We start from the raw sequence: 21274 nt of genomic DNA, 5'->3' as shown, positions 1-21274 counted from the left end.
GTTCCCGTATGTTGTTCACCATCTCCCAGCGCTTCTTCTTCGACGCCGCCCACACCCTGCGCCGCGAGATCGAGGCCGAAGGCAGCCGCCGCGTGCACGGCCACACCTACCATGCCGAAGTGTTCCTGACCGGCCCGCGCGACCCCGCCACCGGCATGGTGCTGGACCTGGGCCTGCTGCGCCGGGGCCTCGAAGTGGTGCGCGAGCAGCTGGACCACCACATGCTGGACGAGGTGCCCGGCCTGGGCACGCCCACGCTGGAGAACCTGTGTGTGTTCATCGCCCGGGCCCTGCCTGCCGACCTGCGCGCCAGCGTGAGCCGTGTGCGCGTGTGGCGAGAGGCCCTGGGGGACAGCTGCGTGCTGGACTTCCCTGCACCCTGAAGCCACGCCAGGACCCGCCCCCCCCATTTCACAGACTTCACCCCAGGAAGCCCGATGTTCCGCACCTTGCTCAAATCCAAGATCCACCGCGTGGCCGTGACCCAGTGCGAGCTGCACTACGAGGGCTCCTGCGCCATCGATGAAGACCTGCTCGACGCCGCCAACATCGCCGAGAACGAGCAGATCCATATCTGGAACATCAACAACGGCGAGCGCTTCATCACCTATGCCATCAAGGGCCAGCGCGGCAGCGGCATGATCTCGGTGAACGGCTCGGCCGCACGCCGCGCCGCGGTGGGCGACCTCATCATCATCGCGGCCTTCGCCCAGGTGCATGAGGACCAGGTGGCCACGCACCAGCCGCAGCTGGTATTTGTGGACGAGCACAACCGGCAGACGGAACTGCGCCACGCCGTGCCCACCCAAGCCGTCTGAGCATGCAGCCCCTGCACGACGGGCTCGTGGCCCGCAGCGTCGCCAGCGTCTGGCACCCATGCACGCAGATGAAGCGGCACGAGGCCCAGCCACCCGTGGCCATCGCCCGCGCGCAAGGCCCTTGGCTCTATGGCACCGACGGCCAGCGATACCTCGACGCAATCAGCTCCTGGTGGGTCAACCTGTTCGGCCACAGCCACCCGCACATCCAGGCCGCGCTGGTGGAGCAGTTGGGCCAGCTGGACCACGTGATGCTGGCGGGCTTTACCCATGCGCCCGTGGTGGAGCTGTCCGAGCGCCTTGGCGCCCTCACCGGCCTGGGCCATGCGTTCTACGGCAGCGACGGCGCAGCCGCCACCGAGATCGCCCTGAAGATGAGCGCGCACTACTGGCGCAACACTGGCCGTCCCGCCAAGAGCCGCTTCGTAGGCCTGGCGGGCGGCTACCACGGTGAAACCGTGGGCGCGCTGGCGGTGACAGACATCGCCATCTTCCGCGAGGCCTATGCCCCGCTGGTGCGCCTGGCCGCGACCGTGCCCAGCCCGGATGCACGCAGCGCCGCGCCCGGCGAGAACGCACAGGACGCGGCCCTGCGCGCTGCTGCGGCGCTGGAGGCCTGGCTGGCCGAGCACCACGAAACCACGGCCGCACTCATCGTGGAGCCACTCGTGCAATGCGCCGCCGGCATGGCGATGCACGACCCGGAATACCTGCGCCGGGCCCGCGCGCTGTGCAGCCGCTACGAGGTGCATCTGGTGGTGGACGAGATCGCTGTGGGCTTTGGCCGCACGGGCACGATGTTCGCGCACCAGCAGGCAGGCATCCGGCCGGATTTCATCTGTCTTTCCAAAGGCCTCACCGGCGGCACGCTGCCCTTGTCGGCCGTGCTCACCACCGATGCGGTATATGCCGCGTTCTACGACGATGACGTGGCGCGCGGCTTCCTGCATTCGCACTCGTACACCGGCAACCCGCTGGCCTGCCGCGCTGCGCTGGCCACGCTGGAACTTTTTGACCAGCTGGACGCGCTGAACGCCAATCAGGCGCTCGCGCAGCGCATTGACGCGGCCTGTGCCCCCCTGGCACAGCACCCGCGCGTGCGGCATGCGCGGCGGCTGGGGATGATCTGGGCCTGGGATGTGGACACCCCCCTGCCCGACTTTTCACGCCGCTACCACCAACACGCCATGGCGCGGGGGCTGGTGCTGCGGCCCATCGGCAAGACGCTGTACGCCATGCCGCCCTATGCGCTCGACGACGAGGCCGTGCAGTGCCTCGCCAGCGGCGCGCTCGCTGCGCTGAACGCAACCCTGCAAGAGGAACCACACGGATGATGGGATGTTTTGTGACCGGCACCGACACGGGTGTCGGCAAGACGCTGGTATCTGCCGGCCTGCTGTATACGCTGGCACGCCACCACGCGCGCGTGGTGGGCATGAAGCCCGTGGCCGCCGGGCTCGTACCCTGGGGGGACGACTGGGCCAGCGAGGACGCGGTCGCGCTGCGCTCGGCTTCCACGGTGGCCGTGGCGCCCGAACTGGACAACCCCGTGCTGCTGTCCGACCCGCTGTCGCCCCACATCGCCGCTGCCCGGGCCGGGGTGGAGATCGACATTGCCGCCATCGTGCGCAGCTACCAGGCGCTGGCGGCCCAGGCCGATGCCGTGGTGGTCGAAGGGGCTGGCGGCTTTCTGGTGCCGCTGACCGACACGCAAACCGGCGCCGACCTGGCCCAGGCGCTGGCCCTGCCGGTGGTGCTGGTAGTGGGCCTGCGCCTGGGCTGCCTGAACCATGCGTTGCTGACGGCCGAGGCCATTCGCGCGCGCGGCCTCACGCTGGCGGGCTGGGTCGCCAATCGCGTGGACCCAGCCATGGAAGCCGCCGACGAGAACATTGCCTACCTGCGCGCGCGCCTGGGCGCCCCCTTGCTGGCCGAGGTGCCTTACCAGGATCTGCCCGACGCGCACGGCCTGGCGTTCGAACTCCCCCTGGAATGGCGATGACCCAAGATCTCCACACCGCTTCCTGGCTCGACGAGATGCCGCAGCGCCTGGCCGACATCGAGCGCGCCCACCTGCTGCGCCGCCGCCGCGTGGTGCAGCCCGAAGGCGGCGCCCGCCTGCGGGTGGACGGGCAGTCCATGCTCGCGTTTTGCAACAACGACTACCTGGGCCGGGCCGGCCACCCGGCGCTGGCCCAGGCCGCCCGCGAAGCCACGCACACTTTTGGCGTGGGCTCGGGCGGATCGCCGCTGGTCAGCGGCCACAGCGCAGCCAATGATGCGCTGGAGCACGAACTGGCCGCCTTCGTGCAGTTGCCCCGTGCGCTGTACTTCTACGCGGGCTACGCCACCAACAGCGGCATCATCCCCGCGCTGGTGGGCGATGGAGATGCGATCTTCTCCGATGCGCTGAACCACGCCTGCCTCATCGACGGCGCTCGCCTGTCACGCGCCACCATCCACCGCTATCCGCATGCCGACCTGGCCGCGCTGGAGGCGCAGCTGGCCGCCAGCCCGGCACACCGCAAGCTGGTGATCAGCGACGCCGTGTTCAGCATGGACGGCGACCTGATCGACATCCCCGCACTGCTCGCTCTGTGCGAGCGCTACGACGCGCTGCTGCTGCTGGACGACGCCCATGGCTTTGGCGTGCTGGGCCCTCAGGGGCGCGGCAGCCTAGCGCAGGCAGGCCTGACGGGTGCCAATGCCTCGCGCCGCGTGCTGTACATGGCCACGCTGGGCAAGGCCGCGGGCGTGGCAGGCGCCTTTGTGGCGGGTGATGCCGCCATCATTGAGTGGCTGCTGCAAAAAACCCGCACCTACATCTTTGCCACGGCCGCGCCGCCGCTGCTGGCGAGCGCCTTGCGCACCAGCCTGGCGCTGATCGCTGCGGCAGACGACCTGCGCGAAGGGCTGCGCCAGCGCATTGCGCAACTGCGCAACGGCCTGGCCGAACTGCCCCCGCAGCTGGGCTGGCGCTTGCTGCCGTCCCACACGGCCGTGCAGGCGCTGGTGATCGGCAGCAACGAAGCGGCGCTGGCCGTGATGGAAAGCCTGCGCCAGCGGGGCCTGTGGGTGCCCGCCATCCGCCCGCCGACGGTGCCCCCAGGCACGGCCCGGCTGCGCATTGCGCTGTCGGCCGCGCACACAGAGTCGGACGTGCAGGAATTGCTGCTCGCACTCGCCGCCCATGCGGCCGACTGCATCGGTGCCCGCCCGGAGCAAGCCACAGGCACCAGCGCCCCGTCAGCTGCAATTGCGTGACCGGGGCGGCGCACCGTCCGGCGCTTTCAGGCGCTTTCCTTCACCACACGGCCGTTGAGCGGCTGCAGCGGCCGCGCGTTGGCGTTGTAGAGCTGGCGAAACGCCTTGATCTGCCCGGCGCCCAGTTTCACGGGCTCCTTGAGCACCATCCATTGCACCCCTTCCGAGCATGGCGGCGTGGTGAGTGAACCGGCAAAGCTGTAGTAGCCCTTCTTGGCGGGCAAGAGGGTGCTGGCGTCGAGTGTGAGCCCGTCCACCGTCACCTGCTCACCCACGCGCGGCAGGTGCGCGAAGATGGGTGCCCAGACGCTATTGGTCTTACCCGGCTGGATCAGCACGGCCACTACGCCCAGCCCACCGTCGGCGGCCTTGTGCACAAAGTGCGCCACCATGGCCGCGCGCTTGCCGCCCACAGCCTCTTCGCTGGGGGTATGAAAGTGGAACTGCAGCAGCTCCATCGCCTTGCCATCCACCACCAGCTTGCTGCCCGCGGGCATGTTCACCTGCACGGTGTGCCCATTGTTGACCAGGGTGGGCGCTCCGGCCGTGTACTGGAAGTCCAGTGCGGGCAGCGCCTCCTTCACGGTCTTGCGGATGTCGATGGGGCTCTGCGCCGCGCCTCGCGCGCATGCCTCGAAGCCGGGTTCAAGCTCGCCCCAGTGGGCTGCACCGTGTTTGCCCTTGTATTCCCAATGGGGGTGGGCACCCTCGGCGTTCGCCCAAGTGGCAGCGCCCAGGATGAGGGCAAGCAATGTGGTTTTCTGGATCCGATGGAAGGTGATCATGGCTTCTGAAGAACAATAAATTGATGCAAGTCAAGCTGCATAGCGCAGCCGCGTGATAGTCGATAGCCCAGCTTAACGGCGGCTTAAGGGCCTGTTCACACTATTCTTGCCAGCGCGAAGGCGGCCCCACCGCGCCAATCCAGGCGCGTGACGACGAGTGGCGTGGCGAGGGCAGCCTTCCTCTCGGGTTGCGATGCCAAAAGGGCCATCCACGACGTTGCCATGCCTCGCGGGGCCGCAACCCCCCTTCTTTTGGCGCCTTGCGCCTGGCCCTTTGGCGTCGCAACGCAGCTGGCAAAAACAGTGCGAGCAAGCCCTAAACTGCACGGTGCCATTGACGGCCCAGGGGTTGCTTGCGCCCCCCCGGGGCTTCGAGGCGCATTGAATCGCAGCGACCCGACTGGACCCCTACCATGCCCCATCTCACCATTGAATACACCGCCAACCTGCCCCACTACCCGGAGGCCGAAACCCTCACCGCGCTGAATGCGGCGCTGTGCGCCCACCCGGAGATCCAGGACGAAGTCGACTTGAAGACCCGCTTCATCGTGGCCGACAGCTTCGAGATGGGCACGGCACCCGCCCAGCGCGCCTTTGTGCATGCCCAGCTGCGCTTGCTGGCAGGCCGCACGCCCCAGGCCAAGAAGGAGCTCTCCGAAGCCATTGCCGCCGTGCTGCGCGAGCGCACGCCCCGCCCGCAGGGCGTGGCGATCCACCTGAGCGTGGAGGTGGTGGACATGGACCGCGGCTCGTACGTCAAGGAACGCCTCTGATCCTGCGCGGCGGGCCGCCGCGGGCACCGACAGCCGCCGCATGCCGCGTCCTACAGCGGCGCACACTTGGCCGCTGGACCATGCAGAGGTACACAACGCCCCAGCCATGTCCAGCATTTCACCCGTCTTGCGGGAAGCCGCCAGTTCGCTCCGCCCACCACCCCCCCCCGCCCTGCCCGGCCCCGCGGAGCTGCTGGACCTGGGCCGCTGGCTGCAAAGCCGGGCCTACCGTTTCATCACTGTCACGCCCCTCACCCACCAGCGGATCCTCGCTCGCCACCGCGCAGTGCAAGACGCCGACGAGCGCGACGCGTTTGGCTGGAGCCGGCCTTTCGCCCCCACACTCCTCCCCCACGCTCTCGGCCAGCGGCTGTTGCAGGCGGGCATCGTTGTGGAGGACGGGGCTGGCGGCGCGTGGCGCAGCACCGTGCGCTGGAGCACGCTGGATGGCCTGCTCATTTCCCATTCGGCTTACCCGACGACGGCGGCCGACGCGGTTTTTTTCGGCCCCGACACCTACCGCTTTGCCTCGCTGATCACCGAAACACTGCGCCTGGCGCCCCTGCCCCGTGCGGCGCACATCCTGGACATGGGCTGCGGCGGCGGCCCCGGCGGGTTGCTGGCGGCCACGCTGGCACTGGAGCGAGGCGTGCCGCCCGCATCCATCGTGCTGGCCGACATCAACGGCCGCGCCCTGGCGCATGCCCAGGCCAACGCCCTGCTGGCGGGCCTACCCCAGGCGCAGTGCGTGACCACGGATCTGTACGCAGGCATCGAAGGAACCTATGACCTGATCGTTGCCAACCCGCCCTACCTGGTGGACGGTGCATCGCGCACCTACCGGCACGGCGGCGGTGCGCTGGGTGGCGAGCTGTCGGAGCGCATCGTGCGCGAGGGACTCGACTTCCTGCGGCCCGGCGGCCGTCTGGTGCTTTACACGGGCGCGGCCATGGTGCGCGGCCGCGATCCGCTGCGCGAGAGTCTGGCGGCGATCGTGCGCGCGCGCGGCTGGCCCATGGCCTACGGCGAACTCGACCCGGATGTCTTCGGCGAGGAACTGGACGCACCCGCCTACGTCTGCGCCGAGCGCATTGCCGCTGTGGGCATGGTGGTGCAAAGGCCCGCAGCATGAGGGTGCTGGGCATCGGCGAGACCAACGACCTGGCCGCCATGTACCTGGCCCTGCAGGAGCATGGGCACGAGGTGAAGGTCTACATTCGTGACGAGGCATGCCACGACGTGTACGCCGGCCTGCTGCAACGCGTGCCGGACTGGAGCGCGGAGCTGGGCTGGCTGCGCGCCGCGGGCTCTGGCGAGAGCCTGGTACTGTTTGAATCTGCCACGCAAGGCCCGCTGCAGGACGCCTTGCGCGCCGAGGGTTTTCGGGTGGTGGGCGGCAGCACCCTGGGCGACCGGCTCGAAGCCGACCGCAGCTTTGGCCAGGAGGTGCTGCGCGCCGCGGGCCTGCCCGTGGCACGGTGCACGCGGTTTGCCAGCTATGCCGAGGGCATCGCGCACATCGAGCGGGCGCCGGCCCGGCTGGTGCTCAAGTTCAACGGCGCAGGAAGCGAACGCACCCGCAACTACGTGGGCCAGGCGCCTGATGGCAGCGACGTGGCCGCGCTGCTGCAGGGCTATGCACACCATGCAGCTGCCCGCGACGCGAACCCCGGCGCGGACCCGCACGCAACCCTCGACACCACAACGGCCCATGAGGTGGACTACGTGCTCATGGACCACCTCGAAGGCGTGGAAGTGGGCGTGGGGGCGTACTTCAACGGCGAACAATTCATGCAGCCCGTGTGCATGGACTTTGAGCACAAGCGGTTCTTCCCGGGCGACCTGGGCGAGCTGACCGGAGAGATGGGGACCATCGTCACCTACCGCGGCGGCGAGCGGCTGTTCCGGGCAGCGCTGGCGCCGCTGGCACCCGTGCTGCGCGATGGCGGCTACTGCGGCTACATCAATGTGAACCTGATCGCCAACGAAGAGGGGCTGTGGCCGCTGGAGTTCACCAGCCGCTTTGGCTATCCCGGCTTTGCGATCTGCGGGGCGCTGCACACCGACCCGTGGGACATGGTGCTGCGGCGCCTGGCGTACAGCGACAGGACGCCGCCAGCAGAGCGGCTGAACTTCGGCACGCGGGGCGGCTTTGCGGCCGGCGTGGTGCTGACCGTGCCGCCATTTCCCTACCGCCAGGGCTATGCGGAGCTTTCCAAAGGCACACCCATCCTCCTTGGGCCCGGCATGACCGACGCACAGCGCACGGATATCGCCTGGGGCGAGGTGGCGCTGGAAGAAGGCGGCCAGCTCGTTGCCAGCGGCGCCTGCGGCTACCTGGGCGTGGCGCTGGGGCGGGGTGACGCCATCTCCACCGCGAACGACGCCGCCGTGGCCCTGGCACGCCAGGTGCTGGTGCCCAACCTGCGCTACCGCACCGACATCGGCGAACGTCTGCTGGCGGGCGAATGGGCGCGCCTGCAGCGCCTGGGCTGGATCGAATCGCCGGGCACCCACCTGGCGTAGGAGTCTGCTGACCCGGTTTCGGGCCATCGGCCAGCGCGGCGAAGCCGAGCACCAGCCGACCATGGGACATCGGCATCACTGCTGCTTCCCAAGCTTCCAAGCCTTTCACCATGCGCCTTCACGCCGTTGCCACATTGGCCGCACCTCCAGCCACCGGCCCGGTCACCGACCAGCCCACACCCGGCGTCTGTGCCCTCGCGCACCGGCCGCTGCCAGACGGCACCTTCACCTCACTCCATCGCAACTCGCAAGAAGAGGAAGCCCGAGCGCTCCGCGTGCCGCACGCTCCGACGCCCGGGCCGCTACAAACGCTCTACCAGCGCCTCGCCCAGCCCGAGCCCAGCCCTGCAGCGCGGGCCGAAGCGGCTGCGTGGGTGCGTGGTGCGCTGGCATGCACGGCCCAGGACGAATGCGACTTGCCCGCATCGCCCGACGATCTGTATGCCTGGATGCGCGGACAGGCCGCCCGGACCGCGCAGGCCTATGCCGACTATCTGCAGCAACGCCGGGCCGGCGCACCGCGCCGTTATTTCAGCAACCGCGCGCATGCGCTGTATTTCCTGCGCTCGGTCGCGCCCACCAAGCTGGTGGACGGTGCCTGGCTGTATGGCCTGATGGCGCACGGCGGCAACCCCCGGCTGGCGCCGCTGGTACGCACCTACCTCGAAGAACTGGGTGATGGCCAGGCCGACAAGAACCACGTCACGCTGTATCGAAAACTGCTCGCCCGGCATGGCATGGCCGATGACCTGCCCACTGACGACGCCCTGTACGAGCAGGGCCTGATGCAGCTGGCGCTGGCATGGACGGCTGAAGAATTCCTGCCGGAGATCATCGGCTTCAACCTGGGCTATGAGCAGCTGCCGCTGCACCTGCTGATCACGGCCTACGAGCTCAACGAACTGGGCATCGACCCGTACTACTTCACCCTGCATGTGACCGTGGACAACAGCGACAGCGGTCACGCACGGCAAGCCTGCGATGCGGTGCTGCACATGCTGCCTCCTGCGGGCGCGCGCGGCGATGGCGACGCCGACGCGCGCCAGGCCTTCTGGCAACGGGTGCGGGCTGGCAGCCAGTTGGGCAGCGTGGGACGCGGCACGGTGAGCGTGATCGAAAGCTTTGACGCCGCCGCCGAGGCCACGCGCATTTTCCAGGCCAAGGCCGCTGCGGGCGCCGGGCTCCATTCGGACTACGCGCGCATTGGCGGGCGAACAGTGAATCAATGGCTGGCCGAGCCCGAACGCATGGGCGAGTTCCTGCTGGCGCTGGCCGACGGCGGCTGGATCCAACACGGCAAGCCGGCGCAGGACAGCCGCCTGTGGAACCTGCTCCAGGGCGAGCGTGCCGAGATGTTCGGCGTGTTCAGCCCCTATGAGCTGCAGGTGATCCACGACTGGATTCGCGGTGCCGACAGCGCGGACGGCCAAGCGTACTTCGAGCCCGCCGCCGCCAACCAGAGCGGTCGCCGCCCCAGCTTTCGCGCACTGCAGCGCATGCACGGTTCTGCCGGGCGATCAACTGGGGGCCTGCCAGCCGATGACGCGTCCGATCCAGACCGGGTGGCGTTGGACGAGCGCCTGGCGCAGTTGACGGGCGACGCTCGGCGCGCGGCTCTCGTGGCCGCCATGGGGCCGGCCCTGCACTGGACGCCAGCGGGCCTGCACGCCACCCGGCTGTGGGCGGCCGGTGGGCTGGCGTGAGGCTCTGCCGCCCGGAATGCTACCAATTTGATAGCTATTAGCGCTTACTGGCCGGGCGCCAGCGGCCAAAAATGCCTGAATCCAGTTCCTGGAGATCAGGCGCTCTCAGGGGCTGCCGCCACCTCCACGGTGGCGTCGATCCACCCCCGCAGGCTGTTGATGAACGCCCAGCGCTCCACCTGCGGCACATCCTCCACCCGCAGCACACCCTCGGTCACCAAGCCGTCGCCCAAGGCCATTGCACGGCCCACGCCGGGCAACAGGCCGCAGGTGAGCGCTGGCGTGACCCAGGCGCCGCCCACCCAAGCCGCGATGTTGCCGAACGTGGTCTCGGTGAGCTCGCCAGCCTCGTTCCACAGCAGGGTGTCGAACACGCCCGGCGTGGTGGGGGCAAAGGCGGCGTAGTGCGCGCGCCGTGTGGTCTTGTGGCGCACGAACTCGCTGTGGGCGGCTTCGAAGGGCCGGGTGGCCAGCTGCAGCCGCACCGGCCCCGGCGTGGGCTGCAGCGCAAACGCCTCGGCGCGTGAACTGCCGTCGGGCGCCAGCAGCAGGCGCACGCGCCAATGGCCGCGCAGGTGGCGCAGCGCGGTCACCTGCAACTCCTGCCGCACGGCGTGGGCGCTGAAGGCATAGCCAAAATGCGCCGCCGCTTCACCCATGCGGCGCAGGTGCAGGCTCGCGTGCGGAAACTTGCCCTCGTGCAGACCCAAGGTTTCCAGAATCTCGAACGGCATGCTGGCCCTTTCCACAAAGGCGCGCTTGTGGCGCCACTCGCTCCACTCCGCATCCGGCTGCGCATCGGCCGTGATGCCGCTGCCAATGCCGCAGATGGCCTGCACTGCCGCATCGCCCGTGTCCCTGCTGCGGCCGGGGCGCAGCACCACCGTGCGGATGGGCACATTGAACGTGGCGGCCGCGGCAAAGCTGCCGTCGGGCCGCGCTGGCCCCGCCGGGCGCACCACGCCCACCGCGCCGCAGTACACACCGCGCGGCGCGGGCTCCAGTTCGCGGATCAGCTGCATGGCGCGCGCCTTGGGTGCCCCCGTGACGGAACCGCACGGGAACAGCGCCGCGAACACATCGCTCAGCGTGGTGCCGGGGCGCGTGCGCGCCGCCACGTCCGACGTCATCTGCCACACCGTGGGCAGGGCCTGGGTGGCGAACAGGTCGTGCACGCGCACGCTGTGGGGCAGCGCGATGCGCGAGAGGTCGTTGCGCAGCAGGTCCACGATCATCACGTTCTCGGCACGCTCCTTGGGCGCTGTGCGCAGGCGGGCAGCCTGCGCGGCGTCCGCTTCGGGCGTGGCGCCGCGCGGGGCAGTGCCTTTCATGGGCCGCGCCAGGATGTTGCCGCCATCGGGCGCGTCGCGCCAGTCAAAGAACAGCTCGGGGGAAACCGACAACACCTGCTCGGCGCCCGCATCGATGTACGCCGCGTAGCCGCCGGGCTGGGCGCGCTGCAGCGCCTGGAAAAAACCCCAGGCATCGCCCTGCAGCAGTTGCCCGGACAACGGCGCGGTGTAGTTCACCTGGTAGAGCTCGCCTTCGCGGATGGCGTGGTGGATGCGCGCCATCGCGGCTTCAAAGTCGGCCCGCCCAAGGGCGCCCTCCCACACCACCTGCGCGGCCTCGGGACCCTGCGTGCCGCTGTCCATCGGCCATGGGCCAGGGGCGTCGTACACGGCGAACCATGCCAACGGCCCGGATACTTCCTCCACGGAATGGGTCTGCAGCGCGGTGTCAAAGGCGGGTGCGGCCTCATAGCGCACAAAGCCCACACACCATCGGCCCGCCGCTGCCGCCGCCTGGACATCGTCGAGCACCTGCCGGACCTCCCCGAGCACGCGGGCAGCCAGCACCGTGCGCGGTGTGCTGAACACGTGGCGCAGACGGGGGCCCGAGGGGTGGAGGGGATCGGTGAAGTCGATGCAGGAGTTCATGGGGATGTGCGGGCGACGCGGAACCTTGGCGTCCATCATGCCCGGCAAGGCCCGCGGGCAGCTATCGTAAACGCCACGATGCCGGGGCGCCCTGCTCGGACGCAAACACTGGGCCGCCGCACCGGCCCGGAGTATTTTGAATAAGAATAATTCTCGTTTATAGTGTGCAACCCGCGCGCTTTCTGGGCCTTTTGTCCCAGTCGCCCGACGCAGCCAGCCGACGCCAGCCAGCCTCCTTCCCATCAAGGATTCTCACTGTGCTGCCATCGACCCTGCCGGGCTACGAGCCCTCCTTGCGCTCTTCCTGTTCATCGCCTTCGTCCTCGCGCAGCGCCTGCGCACCCGCGCTTTCGCCGCTGGCCGTCGCCATCCGCCGCGCGCTCGGCGGCCTGGTCACTGCAGGGTTCCTGGCGCCGGCCTTCGCCCAGACCACGGCACCTCAACCGGCTCAAGGCCTGCCCTCTTCGCTGCCCGAGGTTCGCGTCACCGCGGAAGGCGAGGCTGCAGTCCTGCCCACCACGCTGGGCAACGGGCACACCGCACGCGGCGCGCGGCTGGGCTTGCTGGGCAACACCGATGTCCTGAATGCGCCACTGAACACGGCCAGCTACACGTCGCAGATGGTGCAGGACCAGCAGGCTGTCACGGTGGCCGACATCGTGAGGAACGACTCCTCCGTCCGCCTCTCCGGCCATCCGGGCGACCAGCTCGACTCGTTCTTCATCCGCGGATTCCCGGTGGGCGACCAAAACTCGGGCGAAATCGCTTTCGATGGAGTCTATGGCGTTGCGCCCAACTACCGCGTGCTCGCCGACTATGCCGAGCGCATCGAGATCATCAAGGGGCCGGCCGCGCTGCTCTATGGCATGTCCCCGGCCAGCAGCGTGGGCGGCGCCATCAACATCGTGCCCAAGCGCGCGACGGGCGCACCGTTGACGCGCGTGTCCGCCGACTTCGGCGCCGGCGCCCAGGGCGGCGGCCAGATCGACGTGAGCCGCCGTTTCGGCCCCGAACGCCAGTTCGGCGTGCGCTTCAACGGCAGCCACCACCAAGGCGACACCCTGCTGGACCACCAGTCGCGCAAGGCCGGCGTGGGGGCGCTGGCGCTCGATTACCAAGGCGAGCGGCTGCGCGCCACTCTGGATGCCATCGTCCAGAAGGAAAGCGTGGACGCGCCCCTGCGCCGCCCCTTCCTCGCCGCGGGCGCCACGGCGGTTCCCCGGGCCCCTGACGGCCGGCGCAATGTGAGCCAGCCCTGGGAGTGGTTCGACACCACCGACCGCTCCCTGCTGCTGCACGCCGAATATGACCTGGACGATCGCACCACCGTGTTCGCCAACGCCGGGGGCGGACGCAGCCGCGTGGACCGGCTCTTTGGCAACCCCACACTGCTGAACCTGCGCGGCGACACCAGCACGCTGCCGCAGCGCTTTCGCTTCGAGGTGGACCGCAGCACCGCAGACGCCGGCTTGCGCACGCAATTCGCCACGGGCGGGGTGCGCCACACCGTCACGCTGCAAGCCAGCACATACAACGACCGCCTGGCACGCGGCTCGGTCAACGGCACAGCAGTGCTGTCCAACCTCTACGCCCCTGTGACCAGCCCGGCGCAACACGTCACCAGCCCCCAGGCGGTGCGGGTGTCGGACACACAGCTGTCCAGCCTGGCCCTGGCCGACAACCTGTCCTTTCTGGATGACCGGGTACAGCTGATGCTGGGCGTGCGCCGCCAGCGCGTGCAGTCCGACAACTTCAACGCCACCACGGGGGCGGTGGCTTCTTCGTACGACCAGAGCGCGGTGACACCGCTGGCCGGCCTGGTGGTGAAACCCTGGCAGAACAACGTCTCGCTCTACGCCAACTACATCGAAGGCCTCAGCAAGGGCGATAGCGCACCGGCCACCGCAACCAACGCAGGCGAGATGTTCGCGCCCTACAAGACCAAGCAAAAGGAAATCGGCGCCAAGGTCGAGTGGGGCCGCATGGTCACCACCCTGAGCCTGTTCGAGATCACCAAGCCCAGCGGCCAGCAGACCAATGGCCTGTTTGCGGTGGACGCCGAGCAGCGCAACCGCGGCATCGAACTCAACACCAGCGGCCGCGCGGCGCCCGGCGTGTCGGTCACGGGCGGCATCACTTGGCTGCAAGGCGTGCTGACCCACACCAACAGCGCCACCACGCAGGGCAGGAAGGCGATTGGCGTTCCGTCGGTGCAAGCCAACCTGGGCCTGGAATGGGACGTGCCGTGGCTGCCCGGCCTGGCGCTGAGCGGTGGCCTCACCCACACGGGCAAGCAGTACGTGGACCGTGCCAACACGCTCGCCATCCCCGCGTGGACCACGCTCGACCTGGGTGCGCGCTACCGCACGCTGATCGCGGGCAAGACCACCACCTTCCGGGCCAACCTGCGCAACGCGGCGGACCGCGCCTACTGGGCCAGCGTGTCCCAATACGGCAGCCTGGTGCAAGGCGCCCCGCGGGCCCTGGTGGTTTCGGCCACGGTGGACTTCTGAGCGATCGCCGATGCGAGCGCATCACCATGGCGAGCCCGCGAGCCTGCCGGGCGTGGCCGACACAATGCACGCCACCGTGCATTCGCTGCCGAGCGGGCGGCTGACAAGCACCTATCCCCCGCTGCCCCCCCTGCTGGACGAGGCTGTGGCCCAACTGGTGCAGGAATCGCCAGTGGTACTGCACGAGCTGGTGGAGCAGTACGGCTCGCCGCTGAATCTGGTGTGGCCGCACCTGCTGGGCGACAACGCCCGCAAGCTGACCGATGTGTTGCGCCGCCACGGCGTGCGGCACGAGGTTTTCTACGGCGCCAAGGTCAACAAATCCCAGGCGTTCATCCATGCCGCGGTGCAGGCAGGCATCGGCGTTGATGTGTCGAGCCTCCATGAGGCGGCCGACGCATTGCAGGCCGGCGCAGACCCCGGCCGGCTCTGCGCCACCGGCCCGGCCAAGACCCGCGCCTTTCACGAGCTGCTGATCGCGCAAGGCGCGCTCGTTTCCATCGACTCGCGGCAGGAGCTGCAAGACCTGGAAGACTGCCTGCGCCCGGGACCACCCAGCCGCCCGGCGCGCGTGCTGCTGCGCTACCGGCCTGTGGCCAGCGGATCGAGCCGTTTCGGCATGGGCCCCCAAGAGCTGCAGGACTGCCTGCAGCGGCTCGCAGAGCGCCAGGGCACCGTCGCCTTCGAGGGCTTCCACTTCCACCTGGGAGGCTATGAGGTGGGGCCGCGCGTGCAGGCGATCCGCGAGCTGCTCCCCTGGGTCCGCGAGGCGCGCCGCGCCGGGCTCGCGCCACGCATGCTGGACATCGGCGGCGGGCTGCCGATCCGCTACGTGGACGCCGCTGCCTACGCGTCTTTCCTGGCGGCGCAAGACGGCGGCCACTACCGCCACGGCAAGGTGCCTGCCTCCTTCTACCCCTACGGCGGCCCGATGGATGCGAGCACCTGGCTCGCGCACCTGCTGGCCTCCCCCTGTGCCGATGGCCTGGACGTGGCCGCGTGTCTGCGCGGCGCCGACCTGACGCTGGCCATCGAGCCCGGCCGCAGCCTGGTGGACCAGGCTGCGATCTCGGTCTTTCGCGTCACCCGGACCAAGCCCCTGGCGCCAGGGCGGTGCGTAGTGCTGGTGGAGGGCAGCAGTTTCAGCGCCTGCGAAACGTGGTTCAGCTCGGAATTCCTGGTCGACCCGCTGCATGTGCCCGCAGCGTGCCCGCAGCCGCAAGGAGCGCCCCCGGCAACCTGCCACGCCTACATCGCGGGGCACAGCTGCCTGGACGACGACGTGCTGACCCACCGCTGGATCCACTTTGCACGCACGCCGCAGCGCGGCGACCTGCTGGTGTATGCCAACACGGCCGGCTACCAGATGGACCTGCTGGAAAACGAGTTTCACCGCCACCCCATGCCCCGGCGCATTGCGGTCACGCGCACTGCGGCCGGCGGCATGGCCTTTTCGCCAGACGACAACCGAACGGAGTAAAGACATGATTCTCAGCAAAGTGACGGACCTGATCGGCAACACGCCCATCCTGGGCATCCCCATTCCCGCGAAGAAAACGCGGCTGCTGCTCAAGATCGAGAAGAACAACCCGGGTGGCAGCATCAAGGACCGCATGGCCCGCAACATGATCGTGGCGGCCATGCGCTCCGGCCGCCTGCAGCCCGGCGGCGTGGTGGTCGAGTCCTCCTCGGGCAACACCGGCATCGGGCTGGCCATCGCCGCCATCGAGTTCGGCCTGCGCTTCATCGCCGTGGTAGACCACCACGCCGCGCCCGACAAGATCGCCGTGATGCGCGCCCTGGGTGCGGAGATCCGCTACGTGGAGGGCGAATACCGCGAAGACGAGGTGGCCGTGGTCGAGCGGCAGCGGCTGGCGGCCGAGGTGGCCTCCAAGATCCCCGGCGCTGTGTTCATGAACCAGTCCGACAACGTGGCCAACGCCGGCGGCTATTTCGACTTCGTGCGCGAAGTGGTGGAACAGGTCCAGGGCCCGGTGGACGCGTACGTGGGCTGCGTGGGCACGGGCGGTTCCATGACAGGCATCGCGCGCGGCCTCAAGCTGCACAACCCCCGCACCCGCACCATCGCGGTGGAGCCTGCGGGGTCGATCATCTTCGGCCAGCCAGGGCGGCCGTATTACCAGTCGGGCACGGGCACGCCGAAGGGCGACACCGTGGGCCTGGTGCTGGACTACAGCTGCATCGACATGGGCGTGCAGGTGACCGATGCGCAGGCCTTCGAGACTGCCCGCTACTTCGCGCAACACACGGGCCTGCTGGTGGGGGGATCCACCGGCGGCGTGCTCTACAAGGCGCTGGAGTTCATTCACAGCGGCGTGATCGCGGGCAACGTGGTGGCGGTGGTGGCCGATGGGGGCGAGAAGTACCTGCACACGGTGTTCAACGAAGCCTGGCTCAAAGAACGCAACATGATCGACCCCACGGTCTGGGCGCAGCTGGATGGCTGGCTTGCGAAGGATGTGGTGGAAGAAATGCCGCGTGCCGCCGACCGGCTGAAGGTGGCCTGAGCGTGGGCGCCCGACAAGACCTGAACGTGGTCGTCTGCGGCGGCGGGCGGACAGGGCACTTGAACGCCGTGCTGTTCAAGCAGGTGCCCGGCGTTCGCGTGTCGCTTCTCACCACACGGCAGGACGTGATCGCACAGCACCACGCCAGCAGCGAAAGCCTGACCGCCTTCGTGCCCGATGCCCCGCCGCTGCGCGCGCGCCTGGACGCCGTGGGCGCCGAAGCCAGCCTGGCCGCCCAGGCAGACCTCGTGGTCCTGACCGTACCGGCCCACGTGCGCGCCCCCTGGCTGCGCCGCGTGGTGCACGCGCTACCACGTGACAAACCGGTGTACGTGGGCGCAATCCCCGGTTTCTGCGGCTTCGACTGGCTGGCCGAGCAGATCCTTGCCGAACGGCCCAACGCAGTGATCTGGGGCATGAAGGACGTGCCGCACACCGCGTTCGACCTGCACCCCGGTGTCTCGGTGCGCATGGGCGGCGCCAAGCAGGTGCTGCATGTGGGCACCCATGCACGCGAAACCCCCGAGGCCCGGGCCGCACTGCAAGGCCTGCTGCAGCGCCTGTATGCGGCGCCCGTGCACCTGCTCGACCACTTCCTGGAAATCACCCTCACACCGGGCAACCCGATCATGCACAGCTCGGTCGTCTATGGGCTGGCAGGCCCCTACAGCCAGTGGCACGGGCGCGCGTTTCCCGCGCCGGTGTGCTGGTGGACCGACTGCACCGAGCTGGGGGCGTACTTTCTGCAGCGCAGCGATGAGGAATGCCAGCGCCTGTGCCAGGCGGTGCAGGAGCGCCTGGGCATTGATCTGTCGTCCGTCAAGCCGCTGCACCAGGAAATCGTCGAAGCCTACGGCGACCAGATCCGCGACCCGCGCACGCTGCTGTCGACACTGCGCACCAACCAGGCCTACGACGCCATCGAAGCCCCCATGGCCCCGGCCCCCACCCAGCCCGGCTACGTGATCGACAAGGAGAGCCGGGCCTTCCAGGAAGACGTGGCCTACGGCCTGGCCGTGCTGGTGGAGATGGGGCGCCGACTGGATGTCCGCTTGCCCCACATCCAGGAGATCTTCGACTGGAACGTGGGCTACATGCAGGGCCTGCGCGGCTCCGCGCTCGATTACTTCCCATCCACCTGGCCAGCCTGACCAGCTGGGCCTGACGCTTGAAGCACACCCATGCAACTTTCCAACCACCCCTTGCCCGCCTCGCCCACCTCGCAGGCCCTGCCTGCAGCATCGGCGCCGCAGCAGGATGCGACCGCGTTCTCGCGGCACAACGCCTTGCGGCGCCTGGTGCGCTGCCTCTTTGCCGAAGGCATCCTGGACTGCAGCGCCCTGGTTTTCGCGCCCCACGGCGCAGCCGCATGGTTTCCGCTGTGGGACCAGCACGCCCTGCTGTATTTCAGCGGCTTGTGGGCCGCGCCAGCGGCCACCTATGTGCTGACCGGCACGGTCACCCTGGTCAAGGCAGACGGCACCCGGCTGGCCATCGACACGCCCGGCCAGCTCATCGACCTGCTGGCACCCCGGTTTGACTTCACGCCATCGCCCGAGAGCTTGGCCGGGCTTCACGACGACGTGGCCAACAGCGTCGCCAACGACGCACTGGCGCGGTCCCACCGCGCCCACTGGAACCAGACCCTGCGCCAGGCCATGGAGGCCACGGGCGCCCGGGGCCTGGTGGACCACCTGCGTCAGAACTGCACCCTGCGCGAGGCGGCGGTGCTGCTCGAGCAATGGGGCTCGCTGGAGGGCCATCCCTTCTACCCCACCTGGAAAACCAAGCCCCAGCTGAGCCCCGCCGAGGTCGCGCAGCTGTCGCCGGAGTTCGACGCACAGGTGCCGGTGCGCATCGCCGCGCTGCGCTCCAACATGGCCTATGTGGAACGCATGCCCCACGTGGCGGACTACCGCACGTGGTTTGCCGAGCGGTTCCCGCAGGTGTGGCAACGCTGGAAGGATGGCCTCGCGGCGCGTCACCTCGACGAGCGCGACTGGCTGCCCCTGCCCATCCACAGCTGGCACCTCGATCACTACGTGAAGGACGCGTACGCCGCCGAAATCGCCGAAGGCGTGCTGGTCTTCGACGGCCCCGACATCGACACCCGTCCCACCATGTCGTTTCGCACCATGGTGCCGCAGCTGCCCAGCGCCACGCCGCCCTTCATCAAACTGCCGCTGGCGCTGTGGCTGACCAGCGAGCAGCGCAGCCTGCAGGCCAAGTCGATCCACATGGGCCCGCGCATCAGCGCGGTGATTGAACGCATCCTGGCTCAGGAGCAGGGGTTCGGCCATCGCTTGGAGATCTTCCCCGAGGAAGTGGCCCTGCACTACCGGCACGCGGTCCGCCAGGAAGATCGGCCAGGCAGGCATTTGTCGGTGGCCTACCGTGCCACCGCACAGGCGCTGGACCGCAACGACGGCTTGCTGCCCATCACCGTAGCCACGCTCTTCACCGCCTCGCCGGTGGATGGGCGAGCGCTGATCACCGAACTCATCGAGCGGCCGCTAGCGGGCCGCGCCACGCCCGAGGCGGTGGGCGTCTATTTCAGGCAGTACGCACGCACCGTGGTGCAGCCCGTACTGGCCATCTACCTGCTCTACGGTATCGGGCTGGAAGCACATCAGCAGAACACCTCGGTGCTGTGCGCCGAGGATGGCACCCCCCGGGGCCTGCTGATCCGGGATTTCGGGGACGGGCGGACCTTTGCTCCACTGCTGGAGGCGCGCGGGCACACGCTGCAGCCCTACGTGCACCCGGGCATCCTGCCCACCGTCTTCCGGGACGATATCGAACCCGTTCGCACTTTTGTGCTGGACGCGTGCTTTGTCTGCCACCTGCACGAACTGGCGCTGGCGCTCACGCACGAATACCAGTTGCCGCCCACGTGGCTCTGGGAGATCCTGCGCGAAGAAACGGCCGCAGCATTTGACGCGGTGAAGCCCCGCATCGAGCCCTCGCTGTGGCATGCGGAGCGCACGCAGTTTCTGGAAGCGCCCTGGCCCACACGCTCGGTACTGCGCATGCACCTGCAGCAGTACGCCGACTATCGCTTGCAGCACCACCTTCCCAATCCGCTGGCGGCGTTGCAGCCCAGTGCACACGGCTGATGGCTCTCGCACCGGCTGCGCACTCCATCGCCAACGCCCGCTTGCCTGGCCTGGTCCACGCGCTGTTCGTGATCCAGCTCGTCTCCATGGGCGCCATGGAGATGAGTGGGCCGTTCTGGCCTGTGCACTTGCAATCCCTGGCGGCCTCACCGGCCCTGCGGGCGTTTGCCGGCGTCGCCGTCTACGTGGGCCCCATGCTGGGCATCGCGCTCACCAGCGCTTTCTGGGGCAAGGTGGGCGACCGCTTCGGCCACAAGCCCATGATGATCCGTGCCCTGCTGGGCCTCGCGGTGACGCAACTGGCCCTGGCGTTCACGCAGGACGTGTGGACGATTCTCGCGTTGCGTTTTCTGCAAGGCGCGTGCGCCGGGTACCTGGCGCCCGCGCAGGCCTATGGCGTGGGCATCGTCACGCCGGCCAGCCGAGGGCGGCTGTTTGCCTATCTGCAGGTCTCCACCAACGTGGGCTCGCTTCTGGGTGCCCTCGCCGGAGGGCTCATCCTGGACCACGCCACGTTCTTCTGGATCAACCTCACCGCCGCCGGGCTGTGCGCGCTGTGCGCCGTAGCGGTGGCCGGGCTGCTGCCGCGCACCCCTGCAGAAGGCGCCGCAGCGCTGGCTGCGCCGCAGCGCTCTCCATCCACCTCCACCGGCGACGCCGCGCCTGTACCGCCCGTGCCGTGGCACGCGTCGCCCGTGGCCGGCCTGCTGGCCGTGCTGGGGTGCCTGCTGGTGGCCCGCATGCTCACGCAGACGCCGTTTGCGCTGTACGTGCGTTCAGTGTTCGCGGTGGACAACTGGGTGGTCGGCCTGTGCTACGGGCTGCTCTCGCTGGGCTTTATCGCATCCGCCACGTGGTGGGCGCGCTATTTTGAGCGGCGCGACGGCCACACCACCCTGGCGCGCCTGGCCTGGGTGGCCGCAGTATGCATGGTGCTCATGGTGCTGGCAGGCGTCACGCGCAGCGTGGCGTTCTTCATCGCACTGCACTTTGCATGGGGTGTGCTGCTGGGCGCCACCACCCCGGTGCTGATGACGCTGATCTCCCACGCCACGAGCAGGGAGCGCCAGGGGCGCATGCTGGGCGTGGCCCAGAGCACGGCGCAGTTTTCGTCGATGAGCGGCATCGCCCTGGGCGGCGGGCTCACGCAGCTGCTGGGTCTGCACAGCACCTATTTCCTCGTGGCCGCGGCCTATGCCTGTGCGCTGGGCGTCATCCTGGCGCTGCTGCGCGCAAGCCGTGCAAGCCAGGCCCGCAGCGGAACGCTGGCCGGGCCCTGAGACAGCGCCCCCTTTTCAACTCCCCACT

General features: G+C 69.0%; 17 protein-coding genes. 15 read left to right on the top strand and 2 right to left on the bottom strand.

Annotated features, from left to right (window positions below):
• Positions 1-8: 8 nt before the first annotated feature.
• Genes MRY84_RS00505 through bioF form a run of 5 tightly spaced genes read left to right on the top strand, consistent with a single transcriptional unit; the run spans position 9 to position 4082 of the window.
• On the top strand, positions 9-383 hold the full coding sequence (locus MRY84_RS00505; RefSeq protein WP_291503819.1) for a 6-carboxytetrahydropterin synthase: 375 nt from the start codon (positions 9-11) through the stop codon (positions 381-383).
• A gap of 54 nt (positions 384-437) precedes the next feature.
• The gene (gene panD / locus MRY84_RS00500) at positions 438-818 is read left to right on the top strand and encodes an aspartate 1-decarboxylase (RefSeq protein ID WP_291503818.1); all 381 of its coding nucleotides are present in this window, start codon (positions 438-440) and stop codon (positions 816-818) included.
• Positions 819-820: 2 nt separating this feature from the next.
• Complete coding sequence (gene bioA / locus MRY84_RS00495; protein ID WP_291503817.1) at positions 821-2152, top strand: adenosylmethionine--8-amino-7-oxononanoate transaminase; 1332 nt, start codon at positions 821-823, stop codon at positions 2150-2152.
• On the top strand, positions 2149-2820 hold the full coding sequence (gene bioD / locus MRY84_RS00490; RefSeq protein ID WP_291503816.1) for a dethiobiotin synthase: 672 nt from the start codon (positions 2149-2151) through the stop codon (positions 2818-2820). Before bioA ends, bioD begins: the two co-directional genes overlap by 4 nt.
• Entirely contained in the window at positions 2817-4082 is a 1266-nt protein-coding gene (gene bioF / locus MRY84_RS00485; protein WP_291503815.1) for an 8-amino-7-oxononanoate synthase, read from the top strand. Before bioD ends, bioF begins: the two co-directional genes overlap by 4 nt.
• A gap of 26 nt (positions 4083-4108) precedes the next feature.
• On the opposite strand, the gene MRY84_RS00480 is transcribed toward bioF, so the two are convergent.
• Entirely contained in the window at positions 4109-4867 is a 759-nt protein-coding gene (locus MRY84_RS00480) for a carbonic anhydrase family protein (RefSeq protein ID WP_291503814.1), read from the bottom strand.
• A 413-nt stretch (positions 4868-5280) separates the two neighbouring features.
• Between MRY84_RS00480 and MRY84_RS00475 the strand changes: the two genes are divergently transcribed.
• The 4 genes from MRY84_RS00475 (at position 5281) to MRY84_RS00460 (ending at position 9869) form a co-directional block, all read left to right on the top strand.
• Positions 5281-5640 carry a 5-carboxymethyl-2-hydroxymuconate Delta-isomerase gene (locus tag MRY84_RS00475; RefSeq protein WP_291503813.1) on the top strand — a complete coding sequence of 120 codons (360 nt, stop codon included), beginning with the start codon at positions 5281-5283 and terminating at the stop codon, positions 5638-5640.
• A 106-nt stretch (positions 5641-5746) separates the two neighbouring features.
• Positions 5747-6772, top strand: coding sequence for a class I SAM-dependent methyltransferase (locus MRY84_RS00470; RefSeq protein WP_291503812.1), 1026 nt, complete (start codon positions 5747-5749; stop codon positions 6770-6772).
• Positions 6769-8166, top strand: coding sequence for a phosphoribosylamine--glycine ligase (locus MRY84_RS00465; protein WP_291503811.1), 1398 nt, complete (start codon positions 6769-6771; stop codon positions 8164-8166). The genes MRY84_RS00470 and MRY84_RS00465 overlap by 4 nt, the downstream gene beginning before the upstream one ends.
• 110 nt (positions 8167-8276) lie before the next feature.
• Entirely contained in the window at positions 8277-9869 is a 1593-nt protein-coding gene (locus tag MRY84_RS00460; protein WP_291503810.1) for an iron-containing redox enzyme family protein, read from the top strand.
• Positions 9870-9964: 95 nt separating this feature from the next.
• Here the strand turns inward: MRY84_RS00460 and MRY84_RS00455 are convergent, their stop codons facing one another.
• Positions 9965-11809 carry a chorismate-binding protein gene (locus MRY84_RS00455; RefSeq protein WP_291503809.1) on the bottom strand — a complete coding sequence of 615 codons (1845 nt, stop codon included), beginning with the start codon at positions 11807-11809 and terminating at the stop codon, positions 9965-9967.
• A gap of 257 nt (positions 11810-12066) precedes the next feature.
• Here MRY84_RS00455 and MRY84_RS00450 point away from each other — a divergent pair, with 257 nt between their 5' ends.
• The 6 genes from MRY84_RS00450 to MRY84_RS00425 are packed head-to-tail and all read left to right on the top strand — an operon-like array spanning position 12067 to position 21246.
• Positions 12067-14322, top strand: coding sequence for a TonB-dependent siderophore receptor (locus tag MRY84_RS00450; protein ID WP_291503808.1), 2256 nt, complete (start codon positions 12067-12069; stop codon positions 14320-14322).
• Positions 14323-14332: 10 nt separating this feature from the next.
• On the top strand, positions 14333-15802 hold the full coding sequence (locus MRY84_RS00445) for a Y4yA family PLP-dependent enzyme (protein ID WP_291503807.1): 1470 nt from the start codon (positions 14333-14335) through the stop codon (positions 15800-15802).
• Between the two features lie 4 nt (positions 15803-15806).
• Positions 15807-16850 carry a cysteine synthase family protein gene (locus MRY84_RS00440; protein WP_291503806.1) on the top strand — a complete coding sequence of 348 codons (1044 nt, stop codon included), beginning with the start codon at positions 15807-15809 and terminating at the stop codon, positions 16848-16850.
• 2 nt (positions 16851-16852) lie between these two features.
• Entirely contained in the window at positions 16853-18001 is a 1149-nt protein-coding gene (locus MRY84_RS00435) for an NAD/NADP-dependent octopine/nopaline dehydrogenase family protein (RefSeq protein ID WP_291503805.1), read from the top strand.
• Between the two features lie 30 nt (positions 18002-18031).
• A complete protein-coding gene (locus tag MRY84_RS00430; protein WP_291503804.1) occupies positions 18032-19966 on the top strand; it encodes an IucA/IucC family protein in 1935 nt (644 codons plus the stop codon).
• The gene (locus tag MRY84_RS00425; protein ID WP_291503803.1) at positions 19966-21246 is read left to right on the top strand and encodes an MFS transporter; all 1281 of its coding nucleotides are present in this window, start codon (positions 19966-19968) and stop codon (positions 21244-21246) included. The genes MRY84_RS00430 and MRY84_RS00425 overlap by 1 nt, the downstream gene beginning before the upstream one ends.
• Positions 21247-21274 lie beyond the last annotated feature (28 nt).

Origin of the sequence: Acidovorax sp. (genome assembly GCF_022763525.1) — a bacterium.
GTDB lineage: Bacteria > Pseudomonadota > Gammaproteobacteria > Burkholderiales > Burkholderiaceae_C > Acidovorax.
The sequence above is the reverse complement of the archived record's forward strand: the minus strand, read 5'-3'. Positions and strand labels throughout refer to the sequence as shown.